Genomic DNA, 24,759 nt, shown 5'->3' on the forward strand with positions numbered 1-24,759 from the left:
GACAGCTTATGGCAAAAAAATCCGCGCACCATGCATTTTTAAATGATCCCAGCTGGTATAAAGATGCCGTCATTTACCAAGTGCATGTGAAATCCTATTTCGATTCCAATAATGATGGGATTGGTGATTTTGTCGGGCTGATTGAAAAATTAGATCACATCGCCGAATTGGGCGTGAATGCAATTTGGCTGCTGCCGTTTTATCCGTCACCCATGCGCGACGACGGTTATGATATTGCAGAGTACCGCGCCATTTATCCCGCTTACGGCACCATGGCAGATGCGCGCCGTTTTATTAAAGAAGCACACAAGCGCGGATTGCGCGTCATTACCGAATTGGTAATCAACCACACTTCTGACCAACATCCCTGGTTCCAAAAAGCGCGCAGCGCGAAAAAAGATTCCAAAGCACGTAACTTTTATGTGTGGTCTGATACCAATCAAAAATACGAAGGCACACGGATTATTTTTTCTGATACCGAGAGTTCCAATTGGACCTGGGACCCGGTCGCTGGCCAATATTTTTGGCATCGCTTTTACAGCAACCAACCCGATTTGAATTTTGATAATCCAGAAGTGCTCAAAGAAGTATTGAGCATTATGCGTTTCTGGTTTGATATAGGTGTTGATGGTTTACGCCTGGATGCAATTCCCTACCTGATTGAACGCGAGGGCACGCTCAACGAAAACTTGCCCGAGACTCACGCGGTGCTCAAACAAATTCGCGCCTATCTTGATGCGCAATATCCCGACCGCATGTTATTGGCGGAAGCGAATTTATGGCCGGAAGATATCCAGCAATATTTTGGCAATGGCGACGAATGCCATATGGCATTTCATTTTCCACTAATGCCACGCATGTATATGGCAATTGCACAGGAAGATCGTTTTCCGATTATCGATATACTGCGGCAGATGCCCGACATTCCTGAAAATTGTCAGTGGGCAATATTTTTGCGCAACCACGATGAATTAACGCTGGAGATGGTGACCGATAGCGAGCGGGATTATTTGTGGAATCATTATGCGGTTGATAAACGCGCGCGATTAAATTTAGGCATTCGCCGTCGCCTTGCGCCGCTGGTTGAGCGCGACCGTCGCCGCATCGAATTACTCAATAGTTTGCTGTTGTCCATGCCCGGTACACCGACGATTTATTACGGCGATGAAATCGGCATGGGCGATAATATTTTTCTCGGCGACCGTCACGGCGTGCGCACACCAATGCAATGGTCAAACGACCGCAACGGTGGCTTCTCGCGCGCAGATCCGGCGAGCCTGACCTTGCCCGCGATTATGGACCCGCTCTACGGTTTCCAAACCATTAATGTGGAAGCGCAAGCGCGCGATACTCACTCGCTGTTAAATTGGACGCGCCGCATGCTCGCGGTGCGCAAACAACAAAAAGCGTTTGGTCGCGGCAGTTTAAAAATTCTCACTCCCGTTAACCGGCGCATACTGGCGTATATCCGCGAATACACTAACGCCGATGGCACCACTGAAATTATTTTGTGCGTCGCCAATATGTCGCGCGCTGCCCAAGCGGCTGAATTGGATCTTTCTCTCTACGCAGGCAAAGCGCCAGTAGAAATGATCGGCGGAACCTTATTTCCACCCATCACTAAATTAAATTATTTGCTGACCTTACCACCCTATGGTTTTTATTGGTTTTTGCTCGCCGATGAAACACAAATGCCCGCGTGGTATGTTGCACCGATTGAGACCATGCCGGAACTGCCCACGTTGATTATCAAACAGGGGCTCATCGATTTATTGCAATTGCCTGCGCGCGATACACTCGAACAAGAATCCCTACCAGCCTATTTCCCTAAACGCCCTTGGGTTTGTCGCCCCGGCGAACCGGCTAATGAAGTGAGCATATTGCATGCAAATACCTTTGGCGATGAAGCCAACCCTTATTTATTAATGGAGGTGGAATTAAATTGCCGCGCAACGCCTGAATATTATTATTTGCCTCTCGCATTTGTGCCGGATAGCCAGGCGGGAACTTTATCGCAACAATTAGCCATCGCACGTCTGCGCCAGAAACGCACGGTGGGATTATTGACCGATGCCTTTACCTTGCCCGATTTTAGCCGCAAAGTGATCCGCAAATTGCGCGACCGTGTAGTGGAGCATTGGGAAGACGGCGAAGTGCATTACATTCCTGCGCAAAGTTTGTTGGATATTGATGAGCACACTGATGAAGAAATTAATCTTGTCGCCACCAAACAAGCGAATTGCGCCGTTGTTGTCGGTGAAGCCATGGTACTTAAACCGGTGCGCCGCTTAGTGGATGGATTGCATCCGGAAATTGAAATCAGCAATTATTTAATTGCCCACAACTTTAATCACATTCCACCCATACTGGGTGAAGTGCGCCGCGTTGATAAGCAGGATAAAGCGCACACACTAATGATTCTGCAAGGCTACGAAACTAATCAGGGCGATGCATGGCAGTGGGCACAAAGTATTCTTGACCGCGCCTTCCGCGACCTGACCAGCAGCGGCAGCTCCTCAATGGATAGCCAAAGCCCACCTTTGGATGAGCTGTGCAATTTTGCGCGCATCCTCGGCAAGCGCTTGGGCGAGATGCACATGATTCTGTCTCAGAAGAGCAACAACCCTCGCTTCGGCACCAAAAAATTTAGCAGAGCAGATGCAGTCGCTTGGGGAAAAAATGTAATTGAAAATTTCAACCACGCACTGCAATTGTTGGACGAATGCCGAACGGTAGCGGGTGTCGATGCTGTTGATGGCTTGCGTGCAAATAGCAAAGCGATTGAAAAACTAATCAGCACACTTGCCAGCCGCGCAACCGGTGCCCTCTGTATTCGCATTCACGGCAATCTGCATTTGGCGCGCGTGCTAGTGGTGCGCGACGATGCCTACTTTGCCAACTTCGAAGAGGAGAGCACCGGCCACAGCACCGCCGGCGAATTACACAGCAGCCCGTTTAATGATGTTGCCGATATGCTCTGTTCGTTTGATGATGCGGCTGCAGTCGCCATCCGCAATATCACCACCACTGATGTGCTAGCCGAAACGGACAAATGCAGTGCGCTTGCCATCCGCTATCTCAAATTATCGCGCACCGCCTTTTACGACGCCTACCGCAACACTGCCAAATCGATCATCACGGCTGAAGCAAAACAACAGAACGAAGCCATGCTCGCACTGTGTAGTATTGATAACCGCATCAATACCATTTTTAAAGCACACTACGATGTGAATTGGTTAAGTTTACCGACGCAGGGGTTGTGGGAGTTGGTGAGCGGTTTATTGGATAAATAAAATCGCATCACCATCAATATGGCTTTACTGGATAATGTTGTTAATCATTTTCCAGTAATTGCATCTCAGCGCTGCGCTTTGCAATACTGATTTACAAATTCCTGATGGTTCGGAATTTTGCTTAGGGTGTTGGCGATAGTGTTGCGGGTATTGGTCAGATGACTAACCAGCTCTTCGTCCGACATAGTTTTAAATATCGAATGATAATGTTTGGGCATGATGCCTTGCCCCAACATGACGTGTAGCCAGGAATCAAGCCTGAACAATTCTCTGTCGCCTTGATAATAGAGACCATTCTCCCTGAACAGTTCAAGCCGATGGGACAGCGAATCAGGGACACTCATATTTTTACAGTAACGCCAAAACTCACTGTCTTCACGCGAAGTAGCGTGATAATGCAAAATAATAAAATCGCGGATATTTTCCAGTTCAGCAATAGATTGTTGATTGTATTCGTCGATGGAAGATTGAGTTACACCATTAAATGGAAATAGCCGCATCAGCCTAACAATTCCCATCATAAACATGTAAATACTGGTTGATTCCAGAGGCTCAACAAATCCGCTGGAAAGTCCCAAAGCAACACAATTGCGATTCCAGAAAACTTTACGTCGCCCCGTTTTGTATTTAATGACTCTGGGTTCAGTTAATACTTTGCCTTGAACATTTTCTAGCAGGTGTTGTTTGGCTTGCTCGTCAGACATAAACGCATCGCAAAAAACATTGCCATTACCCACCCGATGCTGCAAAGGTATATGCCATTGCCATCCCGCCTTGTGAGCAGTGCAAGTAACATAGGGTTTAGCAGGCTCAATCGATTCAGTTTGTACAGGAACAGCACTGTTACAGGGAAGCCAGTGCGACCAATCCTCATAAGGCGTTTTTAAAGTTTTATCGATTAACAGACCAGCAAAGCCTGTGCAATCGATAAAAAAATCCGCCGCAATAATTTCCCCGGATTCCAGATGCAGCGCTTTAATATCGCCGTCGGGATGTTGCTGTACTTGCTGGATCTTTCCCTCGATGCGCTTAACGCCTAACTTTTCACTAAACTTCCGTAGAAATTGCGCGTAACGGGTAGCATCCAGATGATAGGCATAATTGAGAATATTATTTTTTGATGTGGCAAATTTATTTGCTTTAGCAGCCTGGACTTCCAAGCTGTATGCTCCGAACTCTTCATTGATGCCTTTGCTTTTACCGTGCAGCCATAAATGCTGGAAGTCGGCCAGATAACTACCTTGCCCGGTGCTACCAAACGGATGGATATACTGATCGCCAATCTGGCCCCAATTTTTAAAAGAAATACCGAGTTTAAAAACGGACTCGGTAGCGCGCATAAACTCTTGCTCATCAATCCCTAATAATGAATGGAATGTGCGCATTGGCGGAATGGTCGCCTCACCCACACCAACAGTACCAATTTGATCAGATTCAACCAGTACAACATCCAATAATTTACCGAGTTGTTTAACCAAGGCTGCTGCCGCTACCCAACCAGCAGTGCCACCACCAGCGATCACTACTTTTTTTACATTATTATTTTTCAAGGCTAATCACTCACATCTCATCAATGGATTATTCAATACCGATAATTTTTCTAGCGGTTAAGTTTATTCAATAGTAATGCGCGCAACATTTTATTTTTTGCTGCATCAATTTCGCCAAGATATCCGTGCGCTTCATCAGGCAAGTGTTTGCCAGCCTGTTCCGGGTCATCAAAAATGTAGTAATCAAAAATATGTTTCCAAGCCTGCCGTTCATGCTCTGGTTTATCGCGCAAGCTTAATAGTGCGTGATACAAAACATTCATTGCTGAGCCCATGTACCTGGCCGAATTACTCCACCAATAATTGACCAACACATTAAATGGATTTAGGGATTCAACCTGATGCCACCACATACTCGGCAAATACAAAGCATCGCCCGCTTCCAGCTCGGCGATTTGCCCATGCGTTATTGCCTCAGCAAACCTGGGATATTTACTGAAATCAGGATTGGCAAAATCAACCATGCTTAACGCCTGTCCACCGGGAGTGGGTGATAAAGGCCCAGGATAGAGATTAGCAATTTGATCCGGCGGAAACAGGGTAAAGCGGCGCTTGCCTACCACGCAGCAAGCTAAATTATCCGAAGCATCATAATGACAGCAGGCGGTGGTACGGTTTCCAATCCAAATACTTACGCGAAGATCTTCCTGCGCGACATTTGCTTCTGGCCTTGGAATAACAATATCGTTCTCCCGTCTGAAACCAGGAAAATGTGTATCAATAACATTCGATGCAATGTAATAAGAAGTGGGATTTTTTTCAGAAAATCCCGCTTGTATGAGATCCAAAAGCTCATCAATTTTCATTTGCTGAGTTTGGTAATTTAGCTGCGTACCATCAGCACTATAAAAAAATCGTCCTTGTATTTCAGGTGAGCCAATACAAGCTACGGAAGGGCGACCGTTGTAATGGGATTTTAAATAATCAATGGCATTCCTATCTGATTGGCGCCCTTGCTCTACAAGCGCCCAATGCTTAACCAAGCCTTTAATAATGACCGGTTGTTTGGATGACAAAATGCGCTCATCCAAGGTTTCAGATGTGCAATCAGTAATAACGGTAGTGGACGCTGTAATCATGGACATGATGTAATTTTTTACGTTTGGTCATCGCTATTTTGACAGCATTACTTATGGCTCTTTTTGATGTCTGTCAACCTGCGGATATTAGTCATTGAGGTGATGACAGCAAAAGCTAGCGATAAAAATCCGAGTTTATTAAGCCGTTCTAATTGATCGCCGCCCAGCTCCATGAGTTTTTCTTCATGAATAGTGAAGTTGCCCAACAAGCGACGCTTCTCACCATTATGTAAATCAATGTCGATATCAATGGGTTCAATTAAATCCAACTCTGAAAATAGGGTGAACATTGCATCTTGTATTGCAATTCCTTGATGAATTGTTTTTAACACATTCGCAATATATTCCAGGTAAGGACTATTACCGCCATGTTCCAGAAATAAAGGATAACCGTTTTCATTATTTACTTTCAGATGATCCATATCGATGTGAATTACCGGAATATTGCTATTACCTGAATCCTGATGCTGCATACCAATTAAAAACGGTCCTTTGGCAACAGTAGCGGGAATGTAATGTGCTGCCCATCCCGATGGTGCTGAAGAATTTAAAAAGAGATTCTCATTTTGGCTTAGACCTAATAACACCGTAGCCTGATACTTTTTAGTCTCTGGATGCTGCCTGAATAAAATCGGATATTCTTTTTGTAACTCAATAAACTCTGTCGGGAAAACCAGAGCGCTGCTTATGCTATCACCAAATTCGGCACCGAAACGGGTGATGACTTTTAATTGATGGTGCGTTACGTTATTCAATAATGCTGTGTTTGCCATACTTGATTTCCAGACCTTGAGAGACCTTTGGATTTATAAAAATTATTTGTATTGCGGGGATGCATATAAATACAGCATACCTGAGAAATTAAACCCCTTCAGAAGAAGTTAAAAAGCCGCTAAATCAGCGGCTTTTTAACTTATCAGAGATAAGATGCTTAATTAAATGGAACTATTTAATTAGAACGTGTAACGAGCACCTAACTGATAACGAGCACCCAAGTCCCACAAGTCCCACATCATCGCTTCATTACGGCCATGTGAACGGCTGTTTTCGCCAGTGACGTTAAGACCTTCGAAAGACAAGGTTAATGCATCTGTCACTGAGTAACTTACGTTGACGTCAACTTGTGAATAAGCCTCAATGTAACGAGGGTTATTAAAGGCGCCTCTGCTGGTCTCGTTCAAGTACTCATCGCGCCAGTTGTACGCAATACGCGCCTGAAGACGATCGTTCTCATACATAACCACGAGGTTGGCTGTATCACTCAAACCAATCAATGCGAATTGGGATACGTCCGGAGAGCCCAGATTATTAAAGCCTACATCACCGCGAACGAGAGTGTAGTTAGCCTGGACACCAAAGCCAGTCTCACCAAAGAAGTGCTGCACCGCAAATTCAATACCATGAATTTTGGCTTCACGTCCATTGTTGGGCGTATTGGTTCTGAAGACTGCGTATGGATCATCTGCGTCATCGAAGAGGTTCCAGAGTCCGCCCTCTCTACTACCGAGAAACTGGTTTTGCGCATTGGTTGCTGTATATGGCACATTACCAAACTCAGCAATCCAGTCAGGATGGTATCCGCTAGGTAGATCAACAAACTCGGTGAAAACGGCCTGTCCATGCAAGTTATCATCGTTGAGTGCGTAACCTCCCGCAACCAATGCCGCGGCTGCAGCCTGTATTCTAGGACCACCGGTTGTATCACGAATGCCCAGTAATTCACGGGTTACTTGCTCTGAACCAATGAAGTTTTGCACGTTTTTCTCAAACAGACCGACAGACACATAGCTGGCATCGTCGTAATACCATTCTGCCGAAATATCAAAGTTGGTTGATTCAAGCGGTAATAAACCAGGGTTGGAAGCATTGGCTGTAGGTCTTGCACCCAAGAAGGTAGATCCACCGCCGCCACCAAAGTTGGATGCCGATACACCCAAGCTGCCTAATCCCGCTCTGGCGATAGTTTTGCTGGTAGAGAAACGACCAATTACCGTATCTGTAATATGGAGAGTCAAGTCTATGCTGGGCAGTAAGTTATCATAACTGGCTGAAGCTGACTGAAGGCTGGACGGCTTGTTTGGGTCAACCCGGATAGAAACATCGTTGTTATCTTCCCAAATGTAAGCGTAACCAGCAGCCAATGACGTTGAATCCACATCGGTAGTTTCGTAACGCAAACCAGTTAAGATATTGAACGGCATATCACCCAGATTGCCTTCCAGAGCCACTTGGAAATAGGCTGCTTGAGTTTCTTCTACTACCAGGTTATTAGCCGCCTGGTTCATTGCTGCAGGTAGAATCGCAGGTAGGGTTTCACCATTAACAACACGTGGCTGACCATAGCGAGGAATCTGCATTGCTGCAGTATATAAATCGGCAGCGTTAGCGATGAAGCCATAACCACCTGCTTTCGGTGAGAAATCATCAAACTCGCCTTGCAGATCAAACGGCTTAATCAGGTCACCAAACTCACCGGGATAGTTTGCATCCCAGTTACCCAAGGCAACGTTGCCTGATTCATATCTCAGCGTATGGGATTCCATATCGCGAGTTTCTACACCAAAATCAAAGCGACCATTGTCAAACTCATAGATACCATCAATCTTAACTTGAGTAATAGAGGATTTCTGATCCGCCTGGTTCAGGTTCAGCATGGTAGAACCCACGTCACCAGCGTCAACCTGGCCGTTTGCGTTTGCTCCACGCCCCGCGATAGCATCATTGTATTGGTTGAGAACGGTTGGGAATTCACCACCAAACCACCATTCACGAGAAGTCACGATGGGCGCTCCCAACGCCATACGCACAGCTCCGGTACCAAAAGGACCTGTACCACGGCTATGCACTTCTGAATCATGTACGTCCAGCATCAACTTCAGCTCATCGTTCACTTGATACTCAAAGTTGGCACCGAAAGAATTCAACGTGTTAGTTTGCTCTCTCCAGTTCTGCTCAAAACCTTCATCAATCGCATTCGGGTAAGCCTCCCGAGCATAGATCATGGTAGCGATTGCCTGGTTATCAAATTCAACCGCTTGGATTCTATCGCCCTGTTGCATCCAGTTACCGGTTTGACCAGCCGCTTCCAGAATTTCATTTTCAGCGAAGGTGTAATCCACAGTCGCTTTAAATTCTTCAGTAGGTGCAAATTGGAGGGTTAACTGAGCGTTATCGCGCGTACGCTCGGTATTAGTAAACTCATAACGTAAATCAAAAAAGCGTGAATAGAGCTGCCCTTGGTCCGGTTCATTCGCCACTGCAACATTAGGATTGTTCCATGCTCTTCTTGGCGCATTGATGTCATCCCAAGTGTAGATGCCCCAATCATTAACGGTAGCACCGGTGGAGCCTGAATCACGCTCCTGATGGCTAAGGCTCAAGCCCACACCAAAAGTAGATGCATCATTCGACCAGCTAAACAGTGAGGACAACTCCGGCGTTACATCATCACCGGTGCGATTAGTGGTATCCACTACCGCTTTAGCGCCGATACTGGCAACGAAGCCTTCTTTATCCAACGGCTTGGCAGTCAAAATATTAATAGTTGCGCCGATACCACCAGTGGTGATGTCTGCTTTACCGGTTTTATAAACTTGTACGCCACTTACACCTTCTGATGCAATGTTAGCGAAATCGAAGGCTCTTGAATCACCACCACCACCATTAAACGTTGATGCAGAAGGCATAGTACGACCATTCAACGTCACCATATTGTTGCCCGCGCCAAAACCACGCACGGTAACCTCCGAACCTTCACCATTGCTGCGGCTAATCGATACACCCGTAATACGCTGCAGCGATTCCGCCAAGTTGGTATCAGGGAACTTACCCATATCTTCCGCACTAATGGCATCAACCACACCCACTGCATCGCGCTTAACATCCATTGAACGTTCCAACGACGCACGAATACCGGTTACCGTAACCTCTTCGACAACATCGTCTTGCGCGGATGCGTAACCGCTGAAGCCAGTGACCGCCGACGAAGCGATCACCGTCGCTATGAGTTTCTTTTTGAATTTTGCTGTTTTATACATGGAGCTCTCCTTAATTGGATTAATTATCATCAGGATCTTGCCGCATATTGCTGTTGTACTTGGTCGAACAGGGCATCTAGTAAACTGCGCCTGAACGGAGTGTCACCTGTTAGCTCATGAATTCTGAAAGCCGTGCTGGAGGGATGACCTCAGTTACTATTACCGCAGTTATTGTTAGATGCAGTGATAGCGTCAAAAAGACTGCCAGAGACATGCATACAAGTAGCATATGTTCATATTGACCACAACATGCTAAATGACACAGCGGTATAAAAAGTGGGGAACTGTTACGACACGCCACACATTGGCGCGGCACCTAAGTTTAGGTAGCACTTTTAAGATGTTTTTTAATTAGTAAAAAGTATGATTTATAAGGTCAATGCCGCATAAATTGCGGGCTTATAGAATGAAAATAGGCGGATAGCGAAATCGTTTTTATCAATAAAAAATAATTTATTAGCGATTTTTATTTCGGATATTGATAAGAAGGATAAAGCGATAAAAAGCCCGATCTAGTGATCAGGCTTTTTAAAAGGAAGGATATTTATAACTTGTATGGCGTCTCTTTTTTCTTCTTCAGTTTGGTTCACGCGCGTTTCTAATTCGCGTGTCACCGGTTTAAAGTGCATCTCCTCTTTGTAACCGCAGGCGACGCATTCGCGATAATCTTTTCCAGATTCGTTGTAAACAACAAGTTTGTCCATCTCTGAGCAGCGCGGGCATACTGCGCCCGCAACAAAACGGCGTGTAGTGCTGTAGGCCATCAGGCTGCCTCCCCCGAAACATCGGCAATTCCCGAATGGCGCAAGAGCGCATCAATATTCGGTTCACGACCACGGAATTTTTTAAATAATTCCATCGGTGCTTGGCTACCACCTTGCTGCAAAATTTCGTTCAGGAAACTTTCGCCCGTGTGCTGATTAAAAATACCTTCTTCTTCAAAACGCGAGTAGGCATCCGCTGATAACACTTCTGCCCATTTGTAACTGTAATAACCCGCGGCATAACCGCCGGCAAAAATATGGCTGAAACTATTTTCAAAACGGTTAAACGCCGGTGGTTTAATCACTGCAACCTGTGCGCGCACTTCGTTTAATACATCTTGCGCTGATTTTGGTGCAGCCGGGTCATATTCGGCATGCAAACGGAAATCAAATAACGAAAATTCAATCTGGCGAATCATTTGCAGACCGGATTGGAAATTTTTCGCCGCGAGCATTTTATCGAGCAATGATTGCGGCAGCGGCTCGCCTGTTTGGTAGTGGCCGGAAATAAGCGGAATCGCCTCCGGCTCCCAACACCAGTTCTCCATAAATTGGCTGGGTAATTCAACCGCATCCCAAGCCACGCCGTTAATTCCGCTCACTGCCGCAACATCAATTTGCGTCAACATATGATGCAAGCCGTGGCCAAATTCGTGGAACAGTGTCGTCACTTCATCGTGCGTGAGCAGCGACGGAGTTTCGCCTACTGGCGGAGTGAAATTACAAGTGAGAAATGCTACGGGCAGTTGCACACCGGATTCGGTTTTGCGACGCACACGGCAATCGGCCATCCAGGCACCGCCGCGTTTTTTATCGCGCGCAAATAAATCGAGATAAAAACTGGCGACCTGCTGGTTATTTTTGAAAATATGATAGAAGCGTACATCCGGGTGATAGGTATCAAATTCGGCAACTTGTTTTACCTGGATTCCGAATAAACGCTGCACTACTTCAAACATACCGGCGATGACTTTCTCCGCCGGAAAATACGGGCGCAATTCTTCTTGCGATACCGAATATTTTTCTACGCGCAATTTTTCGCTGAAATAAGTTGTGTCCCATGCCTGCAAATCAGCGCAGTTATGGCGCGCAGCAAACTCACGCAACTCGGCGTAATCGCGCTCGGCATAAGGTTTCGATTTCTGTGAGAGTTCATTTAAAAACTGCACCACTTGCGCCGGTGTCTCCGCCATTTTGCTTGCGAGCGAACGCTCGGCGTAATTGGCAAAACCGAGCAATTGCGCTAACTCATGACGCAGCGCTAATGTTTCAGCGATGATACTTGTGTTATCAAATTCAGCCGCCGAACTGCCATCGGATTTTTTTGCTTGCGCCGATGCGCGGGTGACATAAGCGGTGTAAATTTCTTCGCGCAGTGCGCGATTGTCGGCATACATGATGACTGCATAGTAGGACGGAAAATCGAGGGTGATTACATAGCCCTGCAATTCTTTTTGTGCAGCAGCTTGCGCTGCTTGTGCAAGTGCCGATTCGGGTAAACCGGCAAGTGCATCGGCGGTTTCAAAATGTTTAAACCATGCCTGAGTTGCATCAAGCACGTTGTTGGAAAATTGCGTGGACAACTCTGACAAGCGCTTCTGGATTTCGCCAAAACGTTTTTTATCCGCCGCATTTAATGCAACGCCGCCCAAGCGAAAATCGCGCAATGCATTGTTGATGGTTTGTTGTTGCGCTTGAGTCAACTGCGCAAATTCTTCGCTATCAGCCAGTTGTTGATACGCCTTGTAGAGCGCTTCGTTCTGGCTAAATTCGGTGCTGTAATCGGTCAGCAACGCCACACTTTCGGTATAGGCTTTGCGCAATTCATCGCTATTGGCGACCGAATTCAAATGGCTCACCGGCGACCAGGCCTGATCCAACTTATCACCCTGTGCCTCCAGCGGAGCAATTAGGCTCGCCCAGCTTGGGTTGGGCAAATTGGCGAGCAATTGTTCAAGCTGCGCGCGCCCCTGATCGATCAACTCACTGATCGCAGGCGTTACCTGCTCAGCGGAAATGGCAGAAAAAGGCGGCAAGGTATGGCTTGCGAGTAAAGGATTGGTCATGCGTTGACTCCGTAAGGCGAAAAACGGGCGGGGTTTGACGTATCATACACCCATCAATGAGCGGGTTTTCAGGAGCATATCTATGGGCGCAATTAGAAATTACCAAGGTCATTCGCCGCAATTAGGTGCGCGGGTTTTTGTCGATGAATCGGCAGTCGTGATTGGCGATGTGGTATTAGGCGATGACGCCTCCGTCTGGCCCTGTGTGGTGATCCGCGGCGATATGCACAAAATCCGCATAGGCGCGCGCACCAGCGTGCAAGACGGCTCGGTTCTGCACATCACCCACGCCAGCGATTACAACCCGGCCGGCCACCCGCTGATTATTGGCGATGACGTGACCGTCGGCCATTCCGTTTGCCTACACGGTTGTGCAATTGGCAACCGCGTACTGATCGGTATTGGCACCACCGTGCTCGATGGTGCAGTGGTAGAAGATGAAGTGATTATCGGCGCTGGTTCACTCGTGCCGCCCGGCAAGCGACTTGAATCCGGGTTTTTGTATGTCGGCTCGCCGGTAAAACAAGCGCGTCCGCTTAAAGAGAGCGAGCGTCGCTTTTTTACTTATTCCGCTGGCAATTATGTGAAATTAAAAGATAACTACATCGCCGAAAATAACGCCTCGCTCGATGCGGCGAGCCTCGACTAATTTTTCGTTTATTTTCATTTTTTTTGCGTGGATTTATTATGGCGAATTATTCTCTACCGATTATTGGCAACAGCGATGCGCGCTTTGCAGTCAATAAAATTATTTGCATCGGCCGCAACTACGCCGAGCACGCGCGCGAAATGGGACACGACCCTGAGCGCGAGCCGCCGTTTTTCTTTTTTAAACCGCAAAGTTCGCTGGCACAAAATGGCGACGACTTTATCCATCCGGATTTTTCGCAACAGGTTGAACACGAAATTGAGTTAGTTATCGCGATTGGCAAATCCGGCCATAAAATTGCGCGCGAACACGCGGCCGATTATGTCAGTGGTTTTGCGGTAGGTTTGGATATGACCTGCCGCGACATCCAAAAGGAAGCAAAAAAATTGGGCCGCCCTTGGGAACTCGCCAAAGGTTTTGATGGCTCAGCACCTTGCACCGCCATCCAAACCGGCACGCTCGCCGATCTCGAACAATTCGGCGATTTGGTCTTAACGCGCAACAGCGAAGAAGTACAGCGCGGCAACTGGCGTGATATGATCTGGTCAGTTCCGGAATTAATTGTAGAAGTATCGCGCTATATAAAACTGGAAGCGGGCGATTTGATTTTTACCGGCACACCGGCGGGTGTTGGGAAAGTAAATCCCGGCGACAAATTGTGTGCAGCACTGGAGGGCTTCCCTCAAGAGCTTATTCTTAATGTTCACCCTATGAATTAATAGCATTAAAAAATCAGCTACAAACTATAAAATTTCAAGAGAACCAAAAAATGAAATTAACGATTCTATTAATGTTTATGACAATCCTACAGGGTTGCGCATACAGTGTTTACACTAAAAAACTCGAAAATCCTGTAGAAAGAAAAGAAAGGCCTGAGGCAAAATCAGAAGAAAAATATCTATCTATTATCGATTGCACCACTGGAGCAAAGTGCACTGCAAGTATTGGGGATACCATTTTCGTAGTAAATAGATACATATATAAAAACGAAGTTGGCGGACAGGAAAAGATTGTTCCTAGATCGCCAACCTCGCAACAATTCCCTGAAAATTCTTTGTGGATGGGAACTCATTTATATAATGATGGAAAATCTGGTGATTTAATCGTCTTTACCACACCAGATTATCATCACGGGGGAATCGGTATAATTTTAGATAGCAATGAAAAGATGGCTACCACAGAAGCACTTGTTCAGGTTGATGGTAGAAAAATAGGAAGACGCTGGAATATAAATCAACGAGGCGACTTTTTTGCCACCCCTTCCAATAGCAACAGCACAAACATTGATAGCTGGGCGTTACGATATGGTGGAACGGATAATAAAAATCTGATCTTTGAAATCATTAAAAGCAATGAATCAAAGGTTACAGAAATTCTTCAAAGAATAAACATCACTGAAAACGATTTTTCACAAGGAATCACAATTAGAGATGTGAAAATTAAAGGAAGACAAACCAAGGAAATTGGAGTTATAGAATATACAGTAACCGACACCTTATTAAAATAAGGGTCGGCACAAGACAATTAAACCAATCAAGTATTGTAAATAAAAGCGGCTATTGCCGCTTTTATAATATCAAGGCAAATCAAACACCAATGCCTTTACCGCCTCTTGCCGCGCAACCATCGTCAATACGGTGATATCTTCGATTTTTGCACCATCACCCGGCTTAACTACTTTGCCTTCAATTTCCAGTTCGCCATTGATGACATGTACGTAATATTTGCGCTGTGCTGACGCTGGCAATTCAGCACTGGTATTTACATCAAGCAAGAGTTGGTATAAACGCGCATCTTGTTTGATTACCAAACTACCTGCTTCACCATCCGGGCTTACCGCAAGCGTTAAACCTTTGTTACTACCGAAATCTTTTTGCTGATAACCCGGCGTTTGGCCGTACACATTTGGTTGAATCCAGATTTGCAAAAAGTGCAGTGACTTGGTTGGCGACGGATTAAATTCGCTGTGACGAATTCCGCTACCCGCTGACATCAATTGGAATTCACCCGGCGGTAAAGTCGCAACATTGCCCTCGCTATCTTTGTGTGCAATTTCACCGTCGAGCACATAACTGATAATTTCCATATCGCGGTGACCATGAGTAGCAAAACCGGAATCCGCCGCAACACGATCATCGTTTATCACGCGCAGGGCAGAAAATCCCATGTGTTGCTCGTCGTAATAATTGCCGAATGAAAAAGTATGTTTGCTATCCAACCAACCGAAGTTGGCGCTGCCACGTTGCTTACTTTGTCTAATGCTGATCATAGGTCACCTCATTTTTTTGCGGCGCGTTAATAAGGCGCCGCGTGCTAATTTTTAATCCATTCAATCTGTTCAGGTTTAGATTTTGTTGACGATCACACTGTCGGCACTTGCACGACCACCACCGGAAATCAGCAGGGAAACCGCACCGGCCAGCAGCGCCAAGCCAAACTCATAACCGTTGTTGCTCATAAACAAACCGTTGCTGATATGTACGCTGAAAATTGCAACCAGCATGGTCACAGCCAGCACCAACGCGGTAGGGCGAGTCAGCAAACCGAGGATCAAAAACAGGCCGCCGAAAAATTCCGCCGAACCCGACAGCGCCGCCATCAACACGCCTGGCTCAAGGCCGATAGATGCCATCCACTGACCGGTGCCTTCCAGGCCGTAGCCGCCAAACCAGCCAAACAACTTTTGTGCGCCGTGGGCCGCGAAGATGATCCCTAAAGGTAAACGCAGAGCTAAGGCTGAATAACTGTTGTTGGTAGCGATGATGTTTTTGATTGTGCTCATGATGTTGCTCCGAAAAATTTGATGTTGGGTTAGTTGGTTTGGCGCCGCGCTAACTGCTTGTTCGCCTCACTTGTTGCTAGATTAGGCTTGCAGACGGCAACAAAAAAGCGGAACATTTTGAGCCATTAGTTCAAATTTTTTGAACAATCAGAAAAGGCCAGTATTTATGCACCACGCCATCACCCTGGATGCCCTCAGAGTCCTTGATGCCATTGAGCGCAAGGGCAGTTTCGGCGCGGCAGCCGAGGCCTTGTTCAAGGTGCCATCAGCCCTGTCCTACACCGTACAAAAACTGGAATCCGACCTAGGCATCAGTCTTTTTGATCGCACTAAACAGCGCGCCCAGCTAACGGCGGCGGGGCGGCTGTTGCTGGAACAGGGACGCCAGCTATTACAAGCGGCCAATGCGATAGAAGAGGCGGTGCAACAGTTGGAATCCGGCTGGGAGACACAACTGCGCATCGCCAAAGACACAGTGCTGCCGCTCGCACCGCTACTGCAGCAGATCAATGCGTTTAACCTGTTGGATAAGCGCGTTGCCATCACTATCAGCGAGGAGGTATTGGGTGGTACCTGGGATGCATTGATTGCCGAGCGCTGCGATCTTGCACTTGGCGCCAGCGGCGATCTGCCCAAAGGCATTTTTGAATATCGCTTAATGGGTGAAGTGGAATTTGTATTTGCAGTCGCCAAAGAACATCCCCTGTGTTTGCACAAAGGGCCAGTGGATGCCGCCGCCATCAGCGCCTTTCCCACCATCATCATCGCCGATTCATCCGTTAGCTCACCGGGGCGATCATCGGGCTTGCTGGAGAGCCGACAAATTATTCGTGTCGCCAATGCGAGCGCAAAAATCCAGGCCCATATCATGGGCACCGGTGTAGGTTTTTTACCAAAGCATTTGATTCAGAGCGAAATTGCAAACGGTGAATTAGTGGTATTGGATTGTTCCGTGCCGCGCCCGAATATTCCATTGTATTTGGCGTGGCGCAAAGGCAGCAGCGGGAAAGCATTGGGATGGTTTGTGGATGCGTGTTTGAAATCGAATTGGTTTAACTCATATTAATTCAGCGCCTGTAGCGTGATATATATCACCAATGCATAGCGAAGCGATTTGCCGAGTGCCACCAACAGCAAAAACTTCCAAAAAGAAACACGCATCACACCTGCAATCAACGTGAGCGGATCACCTATCAACGGCAGCCAGGCAAACAATAGTGAAAATAATCCGTAGCGCTGAAAATGGTGTTGCGCGCGCTCCAGCTGCGCGGGTTTGACGGGGAACCATTTTTTATCCTGCCAATGCAAACACTGTTTACCCAAATACCAATTCAAACAGGAACCCAATGTGTTACCACTCGTTGCAGCCAACCATAACAACACCGGCGAATAATCCTGATACAAAAGCGTGGCAAGCAGTGCTTCTGAGGAAAGTGGAAACAGTGTGGCCGCGACAAATGCGGTGATAAAAAGACTGAGATAAACCATAGATACAGCGCTCAATAAAATTTACGCCGCAGCGATGACTGGCACTAATTAAAGATTGGGAATGGAGCGAATAACAAGAACACGTCGGTTGGAGTTTTGCAAAATGTCGTGGCCATATTTAAACATTGCCATCTGCAAAAATAATTTGTCGAAGCTTCTGTCAGCCTGCGCGGCTATCAGGCCACGTTCGACTCTTTCTGCAAGCTTCTCATTGCTCTTGTTAACAAAAAAGCAGTAGCGGATGGGAATGTCATACTTAAGCAGCAGACTTTGCTCTTGCATCAAACCCAGATCGCCAAATGCAGCCAAATCATTGCCTATTTCATGTAAGCCGCGCGATAGAAAATCATAGCGATTCATGCTTAGCATTTTAAACAGGCCATTGTAATTAGCCCCGTAAACAACACTGAAACCGTTGTAATCCAATATCCTGCCATCAGTCCAATAGGTGCCTGATCCTGCTTTAAACTTTTTAAGATCGGACAGTGTGGTTACTTTTTCAAAATCAGGTTGGGATTTTTTATTGATCAGTAACACCCGATAATTATTCAAGCCTTTCAGTAAATCAATATTGATTATCCGCACTTCTTCTGCACGAGCACGAGTAACTGAACCCCACATAAGATCGATGCCCGTACCGCTCGCCAGCATGGTGCGATCGCGCTCGATTCCACCTTTGTGATCAAGGAAATCAATTTTAAAATCGCCATCACTCGCGCGCGTTTTTTCCAGCGCGAGTGTCAGCATCTGGACAAAATAATAGTAGGGTTCGTTGGGATTGGTTTTGCCAGTGCCGGAGAGAGTAACTGTTAAGGGTTCTGCAGCAACAGCCTGACCCAATAATAACGCCCCCATAACACACCAGTGCGCAAACCAAGTGCGAACAGGATGATAGTGGGGGCGATCAGGTTTTATCACAGAACACCTCAATAACCATGGCATCTACACATTAGCCATGTGAAGCGAGTTTAAAATTTATTATTTTTTCTCGGCAATCTGCCGACGCATTGCAGTAATTACCGGAATTACTTCCGGACGAATTTGTCGCCACAAATAAAAAGCTTCTGCAGCCTGGCCAATCAACATGCCCAAACCGTCAGCAGATTGTGTCGCACCGCGCTCTATAGCCCAACGCAAAAAAATCGTTGGCTCGGCACCGTACATCATGTCGTAACAACACGCGTTGGCTGCGAGCAAATTGTCCGGCAGCGGCGGCAATTCACCCTGCATGCTCGCCGATGTGCCATTGATAACAATATCAAACACTTCACCGGTCAATTGCTCAAATGCTTTTGCCTGCACATTGCCCAGGTCGTGAAAATTTTTTGCCAGCTCGTCCGCTTTGCTTTTGGTGCGATTAGCGATCACCACTTGCGCCGGATTTTCTTCCAGCAAGGGCTGCAATATTCCGCGCACTGCACCGCCCGCGCCGAGAATAAGCACACGCTTGCCTTCAATTTCCCAGCCGAGGTTGTGCATATCGTGGACCATGCCTATACCGTCGGTATTGTCCCCCAAGATAGTGCCGTCGGCCAAACGTGCGAGCGTATTTACCGCACCGGCACGCTCGGCGCGCGCGGTGCGTTTTTGCGCAAATTCAAACGCATTTAATTTAAAAGGTACGGTGATATTTAAACCTTTGCCACCTTGCGCAAAAAAATCCTGCGCTGCCTGCTCGAACTCACCTTCATTTACCAACTGCTTGGTGTAGTGCATATCCTGACCCGTTTGCTCGGCAAACTGGCGGTGGATATGGGGCGACTTGCTGTGGTTAATCGGGTTGCCGAACACGGCATATAAATCGGTCATGAATCATCCAAATAAAATCAAATCGGTTTAAAGACTAGCAAAAATTTATTTCAGCCAGTCGCGGTGCGGTAAGAATTTTTCGTACAACTCCGCTTCTGCACTGCCAGCTTCGGGATGCCAGTCATACTCCCAACGCACCAATGGCGGCAGGGACATTAAAATTGACTCGGTACGGCCACCAGTCTGCAAGCCAAACAAAGTGCCGCGATCATACACAAGATTGAACTCTACATAGCGTCCGCGACGGTAGAGTTGGAAATCCCGCTCGCGTTCCGTAAAAGACGTAGCTTTACGTGCATTTACGATTGGCTGGTAGGCAGGAACATAGCTGTCGCCCACGGCTTGCATCAACGCAAAACTGTGCTCGAAGCTCTCTGCATTGTAGTCGTCAAAAAACAATCCACCTACACCGCGCGCTTCATTGCGATGTTTTAGATAGAAATAATCGTCGCACCATTTTTTGAACCTTGGATAGAGATGCTCGCCCAATGGATCGCAAGCATTTTTGGCGGTCTGGTGCCAATGGATCACATCCGCCTCATTGCCGTAGTAGGGGGTTAGATCGTAACCACCGCCAAACCACCACACAGGTGCTGCGCCTTCTTTCTCGGCGATAAAAAACCGTACATTTGCGTGACTGGTGGGCACGTGGGGATTGTGCGGATGGATCACCAGCGAAACCCCCATCGCCTCAAAGGCACGCCCGGCAAGCTCGGGGCGATGCGCTGTTGCAGACGCAGGCATTTGCGTGCCGTGGACATGGGAGAAATTCACGCCGCCTTTTTCGATCACGGCACCATTCGCCAATACCCGCGAGCGACCGCCACCACCTTCGGCGCGCGTCCAGGAATCTTCAACAAATTGCGCTCCGCCATCTTCGGCAGCGAGTGCGTTGCAGATGCGATCTTGTAAATCGAGCAAATAGGCTTTTACGGCGGCTTTATCCGGCCCATGTGAGTGTGTCATGTGAATACCTTAGCTGTGCGTTGAGTGCGTAAATGGCGATGATCAGAACACTGCCATTTTACGCGGGCTGCCCTGCGAGAGGGCGTGCGCCCGGCAGGATTCCGACAGATACTTGATGCCAATCAACCAGGGCGGACAATTTCTCCGGTGAGCAAATCACGAATCTCGGAGGGATTGGCGCGCTGTCCAACTTGGCCGGAAGTAATTGCATCCAGTTCATCGCCAAAATAGCGCCGCACCTGATGAATATTGGTTGCCGGTGGCATACCTTGGGTGTTGCAAGAAGTGGATACCAGCGGGCCACCAAATGCACGCGAAAGCCCCGCAGCCACAGGATGACCCGTAACACGCAGCGCCACGCTGCTGAAATTGCCGCTGATCCAGTGGGGAATTAAATCGTTTGCAGGCACTAGCCAAGTGACAGGTCCAGGCCAGGTATTCTTCAAACGCTGGCGTTGCAGGTCATCCAAATGATCAATAAAGGGCGCAAACATTTTGATATTGGCCGCGATGAGAATTAATCCTTTTTCGACCGGACGCTGCTTCAGTGCCAGCAACTCCAGCACCGCACCTTCATCGAAGGGATTGCATCCCAAACCCCAGACCGCCTCGGTCGGGTAAGCAATGACACCACCGAGTTTCATTTGGTGGGCAGCAAATTGAATACGGGGATTGATTGACCAATCAAACATGGGCGATACCTATTATCCAGTTGCTGCCAATCTACCCGAGCTATCACCCAAGCTCAACCATTCATGACGTACGCTGGTAACTAGCGCCTATTTGCTGCACCAAACCTTTGATTTCCAGACCGATTAATTGCGCGGATAAATTGCCGATATCCAGGCCGGTGCGTTCGGCCAAAAGATCCATCGGCAGCGGATCGTAACCCAGCGCTTGCAAGAGCTCCTGTTCATGCTGATCCAATTCCGGCTCCGCAATATTTTCCGCTGTGGTTGTAACGAATAAATCCTCTTGTGGTGGTGCAGCCCGCAACTCTTGGCGCTTGTAGCTGAATAGCCCGGCCAATTGATCGACAATATCCTGCGCCGTTTCCACTAAAGTCGCGCCTTGGCGGATTAATTGATGACAGCCCCGTGCCAGCGGATTGTGGATCGAACCGGGAATTGCAAACACTTCGCGGTCATGCTGCAGCGCATAAGAGGCGGTGATCAGCGAACCGCTTTGCACAGCAGCTTCGACCACCAAAGTGCCGCCACTCAAACCGCTGATAATCCGGTTGCGCTGCGGAAAGTTGCAGGCGTGAGAAGCAGTACCCAATGGAAATTCGCTCACCAGCGCACCGCCACTATCAATAATCTCTTGCGCCAGTTGGCGGTGGCGAGATGGATAGACCAAATCGATACCAGTGCCCATCACTGCAATGGTTTTACCTTTTGCACGCAAGGCACCGCGATGCGCCGCTGCATCAATGCCTAATGCCAACCCACTGGTGATCGCAAAACCGCGCTCCGCCAAATAATGCGCAAACCGCTCAGCATTTTCACTGCCGCCACCGCTGGGGTTTCGGCTGCCCACAATCGCCAATTGCGGCAGACTTAGGCAAGTTGGATCACCGCGCACATACAGCAGTGGTGGTGGACGAGGGATTTCACGCAGCAGGCGCGGATAAAGCGGATCATCGTAGACAAGACACTGCAGATTGGATTGGGACTCTATATAAGCAAGGTCAGCAGCCAGTTTGCGGCCAATCTCACTCGCTTCCGGATTGCTGCGAAATTGGCTCAGCATATCGGCTGCAGGAGATTTTAAGAGCGAGCGCAACGATTGTGTTGGTAGGTCAAGAAGCTGGAGAGGATGATCGAGTAATTCTTGCAGTCGCCAATATCCGGCAACACCAATATCGGGAAGACGTAAAATAAGCAGGGTAGCCGCGAGCGGGGAGAGCATAGATATCATCCTTGAAACATGCTGCCCGCAGCGGGGCAGCCGATATAACAATCTTAGGGATTACGCGCTTTATCGTTAATAGCTAACGCGCGATCAGCTTCCAGTACCAAACCAAAACTCATTTTTTCAAAGGTGCGAAATACCATTAGCAAACCCGCGCGCTCATCAGGAAGAGCTACTTTGCCGCCTTTAACACGATCGGTAACCAACTCACCAGCTTTAAAAATCGCAAGAACATTACCAATCTGTAGACCTTCACGCTCACCGCGGTTAATGATCACCACATTGAACTTTCCAACCTGGGAAACACCACCTTCAACAGCGATAATCTGTGCATTGATATCAGTATCGGGTGCACTAGGGAAAAAGATCGAGTCGACCAAACGGTCTTCGCTGGGTAATAAACTATCGCCTGGACGCACTTCTTCATATGTACGAAGAATATCCAAGGTTGCGATATCACCATCCATCTTGGTAACAGCCACTGTGCCAATGCCTTGCGCATAAATACCCAAAAACTCTTTAGTCACAGGATCTTTAAATGACTGGCCTTTACGATAAATACCGTAATTGCTGTACTGCGCGTCAAAATTTCCACGAGCATATGCTCGATCTCCTTCACCGACGATTACATGTTGCTGTTGGCCAGCAAGCATATAAGGGCCTTTTTCGAGTTCTCCCGGTTCGACAATACGACTGCGCGACAAGAAAGCATCAATTTTATCAAGCGGAATCGAGCTGATGGCCTCATCTGCTTGTTGCACGCGAATACTCGGGCTCAACTTGGTTGCACCATTGATACCGCCACCGCCCGGCACCATTTTCAGGGTGCGCTCAACGGTGAGACGTGGCTGTCCATCAAGATAAATCAGCTTGATCAAATCGCCAGGAAAAATCAGATGAGGGTTTTCGATTTGGGGGTTAACATGCCAAATCTCGGGCCACAGCCAAGGGCTGTTCAAAAAGGTGCCGGAGATATCCCAGAGGGTATCGCCCTTTTTAACGGTATATTCGTCGGGATGACCCGTTTTAAGCAGTGCGTCATCAGCCCATGAAAAGAAGCTAATGAATGAAGCCGCCGCAACGGCCAATAATATTTTTTTCATAGAAACCGATCCTGTTTTATTCGGTCCTGAGGCAGATAGACGTATAATAGTTAATTAAAAGCCCATGCTGTTTCCGGTTGCACTGCATAAATCCTGTGCGATCATCATGTTAGCAGCGGTTATTACCTTTTTACTAGAAGTTTGTCACAAACACTATGGCCTTGTTACCTATCCTTGAATTTCCAGACCCACGGCTGCGTACTGTCGCCAAACCCGTCACAGAAGTGGACGACAATATTCGCCGCTTGGTCGCCGATATGTTCGAAACCATGTACGACGCTCCCGGCATCGGACTCGCTGCATCGCAAGTGAATGTCCACAAGCGCGTAGTAGTTATAGACGTCAGTGAGGATAAATCCCAGCCGCTGGTATTTATTAATCCTGAAATTGAGGTGCTTGACGCAGAAGTCAGCGAATATGACGAAGGATGCCTGTCAGTTCCCGGCTTTTACGAGACAGTCGTGCGCCCCGAGCATATCCGCGTAAAAGCGCTGGATCGCGATGGCAATCCGTTTGAGATTGAACCGCAAGGGCTGCTTGCCGTGTGCATCCAGCACGAGTTGGATCACCTCAATGGCAAGCTGTTTGTGGATCACATATCGCCCTTCAAGCGCACGCGCATCCGCGCCAAGCTGGAAAAGAAACACAAAGCCGAAGCGCGCTAAGGCGCCAGAGGCGGAAACAAGGCGCTGCTTAGCGCCTTTTTTATTGATCCGAAATTACTTTCACAAGGTTTTTGCATGACCCAGGGTTTACGCATCATCTTCGCTGGCACTCCCGAATTTGCCGCCGAGCATTTAAAAGCCGTATTAGGCAGCCGCCATCAGGTTATCGCGGTTTACTCGCAGCCTGACCGCCCTGCTGGTCGCGGCAAAAAACTGAGCGCCAGCCCGGTAAAAGAAGTCGCGCTTGCGCACAATATCCCGGTTTACCAACCGCTTAACTTCAAAAGCCCTGAGGCCGTTGCCGAACTGGAATCACTCAATGTCGATTTGATGGTCGTAGTGGCTTACGGTTTGATCCTCCCAAAAGTCGTGCTCGATACCCCGCGCCTCGGTTGTATTAATGTCCATGCGTCTATTTTGCCGCGCTGGCGCGGTGCAGCACCGATCCAGCGCGCCATTGAAGCGGGTGATAACGAGACCGGTGTGACCATCATGCAAATGGATGTAGGCCTGGATACGGGCGATATGCTGATCAAAGCATTTTGCCCGATATTAAACGACGATACTGGCGGAAGCCTGCACGATAAGCTCATC

At 47.8% G+C, this 24,759-nt stretch carries 22 protein-coding genes; 7 read left to right on the top strand and 15 right to left on the bottom strand.

Translation table 11 applies throughout. The features are described 5' to 3' along the window. Window positions 1-8: 8 nt before the first annotated feature. On the top strand, window positions 9-3,293 hold the full coding sequence (gene treS / locus AAGC78_RS15975; protein ID WP_435785098.1) for a maltose alpha-D-glucosyltransferase: 3,285 nt from the start codon (window positions 9-11) through the stop codon (window positions 3,291-3,293). Window positions 3,294-3,358: 65 nt separating this feature from the next. Here treS and AAGC78_RS15980 read toward each other — a convergent pair whose 3' ends face one another. The 6 genes from AAGC78_RS15980 to prlC form a co-directional block, all read right to left on the bottom strand. After that, on the bottom strand, window positions 3,359-4,843 hold the full coding sequence (locus tag AAGC78_RS15980; RefSeq protein WP_435785099.1) for a tryptophan halogenase family protein: 1,485 nt from the start codon (window positions 4,841-4,843) through the stop codon (window positions 3,359-3,361). Between the two features lie 50 nt (window positions 4,844-4,893). Beyond that, window positions 4,894-5,928, bottom strand: coding sequence for a cupin-like domain-containing protein (locus tag AAGC78_RS15985; protein WP_435785100.1), 1,035 nt, complete (start codon window positions 5,926-5,928; stop codon window positions 4,894-4,896). A 41-nt stretch (window positions 5,929-5,969) separates the two neighbouring features. Next, the gene (locus AAGC78_RS15990) at window positions 5,970-6,695 is read right to left on the bottom strand and encodes a SapC family protein (protein ID WP_435785101.1); all 726 of its coding nucleotides are present in this window, start codon (window positions 6,693-6,695) and stop codon (window positions 5,970-5,972) included. A 180-nt stretch (window positions 6,696-6,875) separates the two neighbouring features. Next, window positions 6,876-9,959 carry a TonB-dependent receptor gene (locus AAGC78_RS15995; protein ID WP_435785102.1) on the bottom strand — a complete coding sequence of 1,028 codons (3,084 nt, stop codon included), beginning with the start codon at window positions 9,957-9,959 and terminating at the stop codon, window positions 6,876-6,878. Window positions 9,960-10,471: 512 nt separating this feature from the next. Next, window positions 10,472-10,723, bottom strand: a complete 252-nt coding sequence (locus AAGC78_RS16000; protein ID WP_435785103.1) for a YheV family putative zinc ribbon protein — start codon at window positions 10,721-10,723, stop codon at window positions 10,472-10,474. Next, window positions 10,723-12,789, bottom strand: a complete 2,067-nt coding sequence (gene prlC / locus AAGC78_RS16005; RefSeq protein WP_435785104.1) for an oligopeptidase A — start codon at window positions 12,787-12,789, stop codon at window positions 10,723-10,725. The genes AAGC78_RS16000 and prlC overlap by 1 nt, the downstream gene beginning before the upstream one ends. Before the next feature lie 82 nt (window positions 12,790-12,871). On the opposite strand from prlC, the gene AAGC78_RS16010 reads away from it, so the two are divergent. The 3 genes from AAGC78_RS16010 to AAGC78_RS16020 are packed head-to-tail and all read left to right on the top strand — an operon-like array spanning window position 12,872 to window position 14,945. Further along, on the top strand, window positions 12,872-13,438 hold the full coding sequence (locus AAGC78_RS16010) for a gamma carbonic anhydrase family protein (protein ID WP_435785105.1): 567 nt from the start codon (window positions 12,872-12,874) through the stop codon (window positions 13,436-13,438). Window positions 13,439-13,476: 38 nt separating this feature from the next. Next, window positions 13,477-14,157, top strand: a complete 681-nt coding sequence (locus AAGC78_RS16015) for a fumarylacetoacetate hydrolase family protein (protein WP_435785106.1) — start codon at window positions 13,477-13,479, stop codon at window positions 14,155-14,157. Window positions 14,158-14,207: 50 nt separating this feature from the next. Then, the gene (locus tag AAGC78_RS16020) at window positions 14,208-14,945 is read left to right on the top strand and encodes a hypothetical protein (protein ID WP_435785107.1); all 738 of its coding nucleotides are present in this window, start codon (window positions 14,208-14,210) and stop codon (window positions 14,943-14,945) included. A gap of 69 nt (window positions 14,946-15,014) precedes the next feature. On the opposite strand, the gene AAGC78_RS16025 is transcribed toward AAGC78_RS16020, so the two are convergent. Both AAGC78_RS16025 and AAGC78_RS16030 read right to left on the bottom strand, forming a co-directional pair. Next, window positions 15,015-15,707: a pirin family protein gene (locus tag AAGC78_RS16025; RefSeq protein ID WP_435785108.1), complete on the bottom strand. Its 693-nt coding sequence runs from the start codon at window positions 15,705-15,707 to the stop codon at window positions 15,015-15,017. Between the two features lie 75 nt (window positions 15,708-15,782). Continuing rightward, window positions 15,783-16,220: a DoxX family protein gene (locus tag AAGC78_RS16030; protein ID WP_435785109.1), complete on the bottom strand. Its 438-nt coding sequence runs from the start codon at window positions 16,218-16,220 to the stop codon at window positions 15,783-15,785. Between the two features lie 166 nt (window positions 16,221-16,386). Here AAGC78_RS16030 and AAGC78_RS16035 point away from each other — a divergent pair, with 166 nt between their 5' ends. Next, window positions 16,387-17,286: a LysR family transcriptional regulator gene (locus AAGC78_RS16035; RefSeq protein ID WP_435785110.1), complete on the top strand. Its 900-nt coding sequence runs from the start codon at window positions 16,387-16,389 to the stop codon at window positions 17,284-17,286. Here AAGC78_RS16035 and AAGC78_RS16040 read toward each other — a convergent pair. The 7 genes from AAGC78_RS16040 to AAGC78_RS16070 form a co-directional block, all read right to left on the bottom strand. Further along, on the bottom strand, window positions 17,283-17,723 hold the full coding sequence (locus AAGC78_RS16040; RefSeq protein ID WP_435785111.1) for a YqaA family protein: 441 nt from the start codon (window positions 17,721-17,723) through the stop codon (window positions 17,283-17,285). The two genes, AAGC78_RS16035 and AAGC78_RS16040, sit on opposite strands and share 4 nt — an antisense overlap. A gap of 33 nt (window positions 17,724-17,756) precedes the next feature. Next, window positions 17,757-18,563 (bottom strand): hypothetical protein, encoded by an 807-nt coding sequence (locus AAGC78_RS16045; RefSeq protein ID WP_435785112.1) that lies wholly within the window; start codon window positions 18,561-18,563, stop codon window positions 17,757-17,759. 123 nt (window positions 18,564-18,686) lie between these two features. After that, window positions 18,687-19,517, bottom strand: coding sequence for a shikimate dehydrogenase (gene aroE, locus AAGC78_RS16050; RefSeq protein WP_435785113.1), 831 nt, complete (start codon window positions 19,515-19,517; stop codon window positions 18,687-18,689). 45 nt (window positions 19,518-19,562) lie between these two features. Then, window positions 19,563-20,483, bottom strand: coding sequence for an oxygen-dependent coproporphyrinogen oxidase (gene hemF / locus AAGC78_RS16055; RefSeq protein ID WP_435785114.1), 921 nt, complete (start codon window positions 20,481-20,483; stop codon window positions 19,563-19,565). A gap of 122 nt (window positions 20,484-20,605) precedes the next feature. After that, window positions 20,606-21,175, bottom strand: a complete 570-nt coding sequence (locus AAGC78_RS16060) for a Sua5/YciO/YrdC/YwlC family protein (protein WP_435785115.1) — start codon at window positions 21,173-21,175, stop codon at window positions 20,606-20,608. A 61-nt stretch (window positions 21,176-21,236) separates the two neighbouring features. Continuing rightward, window positions 21,237-22,394, bottom strand: a complete 1,158-nt coding sequence (gene dprA, locus AAGC78_RS16065; protein ID WP_435785116.1) for a DNA-processing protein DprA — start codon at window positions 22,392-22,394, stop codon at window positions 21,237-21,239. 53 nt (window positions 22,395-22,447) lie between these two features. Further along, window positions 22,448-23,500, bottom strand: coding sequence for a LysM peptidoglycan-binding domain-containing protein (locus AAGC78_RS16070; RefSeq protein WP_435785117.1), 1,053 nt, complete (start codon window positions 23,498-23,500; stop codon window positions 22,448-22,450). Between the two features lie 155 nt (window positions 23,501-23,655). Between AAGC78_RS16070 and def the strand changes: the two genes are divergently transcribed. Together def and fmt are read left to right on the top strand one after the other, a co-directional pair. Then, complete coding sequence (gene def / locus AAGC78_RS16075; RefSeq protein WP_435785118.1) at window positions 23,656-24,165, top strand: peptide deformylase; 510 nt, start codon at window positions 23,656-23,658, stop codon at window positions 24,163-24,165. A 75-nt stretch (window positions 24,166-24,240) separates the two neighbouring features. Continuing rightward, window positions 24,241-24,759: methionyl-tRNA formyltransferase (gene fmt / locus AAGC78_RS16080; protein WP_435785119.1), on the top strand; the 519-nt coding region annotated here is incomplete at its 3' end.

It is taken from the genome of Cellvibrio sp. (genome assembly GCF_039207905.1).
Lineage (GTDB): Bacteria > Pseudomonadota > Gammaproteobacteria > Pseudomonadales > Cellvibrionaceae > Cellvibrio.

Coding starts and splice junctions, on each gene's coding strand:
- AAGC78_RS16060 (WP_435785115.1), bottom strand. CDS start 21,175: ATGTTTGATTGGTCAATCAATCCCCGTATTCAATTTGCTGCCCACCAA.
- prlC (WP_435785104.1), bottom strand. CDS start 12,789: ATGACCAATCCTTTACTCGCAAGCCATACCTTGCCGCCTTTTTCTGCC.
- AAGC78_RS16070 (WP_435785117.1), bottom strand. CDS start 23,500: ATGAAAAAAATATTATTGGCCGTTGCGGCGGCTTCATTCATTAGCTTC.
- AAGC78_RS16000 (WP_435785103.1), bottom strand. CDS start 10,723: ATGGCCTACAGCACTACACGCCGTTTTGTTGCGGGCGCAGTATGCCCG.
- AAGC78_RS16035 (WP_435785110.1), top strand. CDS start 16,387: ATGCACCACGCCATCACCCTGGATGCCCTCAGAGTCCTTGATGCCATT.
- aroE (WP_435785113.1), bottom strand. CDS start 19,517: ATGACCGATTTATATGCCGTGTTCGGCAACCCGATTAACCACAGCAAG.
- AAGC78_RS16045 (WP_435785112.1), bottom strand. CDS start 18,563: ATGGGGGCGTTATTATTGGGTCAGGCTGTTGCTGCAGAACCCTTAACA.
- hemF (WP_435785114.1), bottom strand. CDS start 20,483: ATGACACACTCACATGGGCCGGATAAAGCCGCCGTAAAAGCCTATTTG.
- AAGC78_RS15985 (WP_435785100.1), bottom strand. CDS start 5,928: ATGTCCATGATTACAGCGTCCACTACCGTTATTACTGATTGCACATCT.
- AAGC78_RS15990 (WP_435785101.1), bottom strand. CDS start 6,695: ATGGCAAACACAGCATTATTGAATAACGTAACGCACCATCAATTAAAA.
- def (WP_435785118.1), top strand. CDS start 23,656: ATGGCCTTGTTACCTATCCTTGAATTTCCAGACCCACGGCTGCGTACT.
- AAGC78_RS16030 (WP_435785109.1), bottom strand. CDS start 16,220: ATGAGCACAATCAAAAACATCATCGCTACCAACAACAGTTATTCAGCC.
- AAGC78_RS16020 (WP_435785107.1), top strand. CDS start 14,208: ATGAAATTAACGATTCTATTAATGTTTATGACAATCCTACAGGGTTGC.
- AAGC78_RS16010 (WP_435785105.1), top strand. CDS start 12,872: ATGGGCGCAATTAGAAATTACCAAGGTCATTCGCCGCAATTAGGTGCG.
- AAGC78_RS16025 (WP_435785108.1), bottom strand. CDS start 15,707: ATGATCAGCATTAGACAAAGTAAGCAACGTGGCAGCGCCAACTTCGGT.
- AAGC78_RS16015 (WP_435785106.1), top strand. CDS start 13,477: ATGGCGAATTATTCTCTACCGATTATTGGCAACAGCGATGCGCGCTTT.
- dprA (WP_435785116.1), bottom strand. CDS start 22,394: ATGCTCTCCCCGCTCGCGGCTACCCTGCTTATTTTACGTCTTCCCGAT.
- AAGC78_RS15995 (WP_435785102.1), bottom strand. CDS start 9,959: ATGTATAAAACAGCAAAATTCAAAAAGAAACTCATAGCGACGGTGATC.
- treS (WP_435785098.1), top strand. CDS start 9: ATGGCAAAAAAATCCGCGCACCATGCATTTTTAAATGATCCCAGCTGG.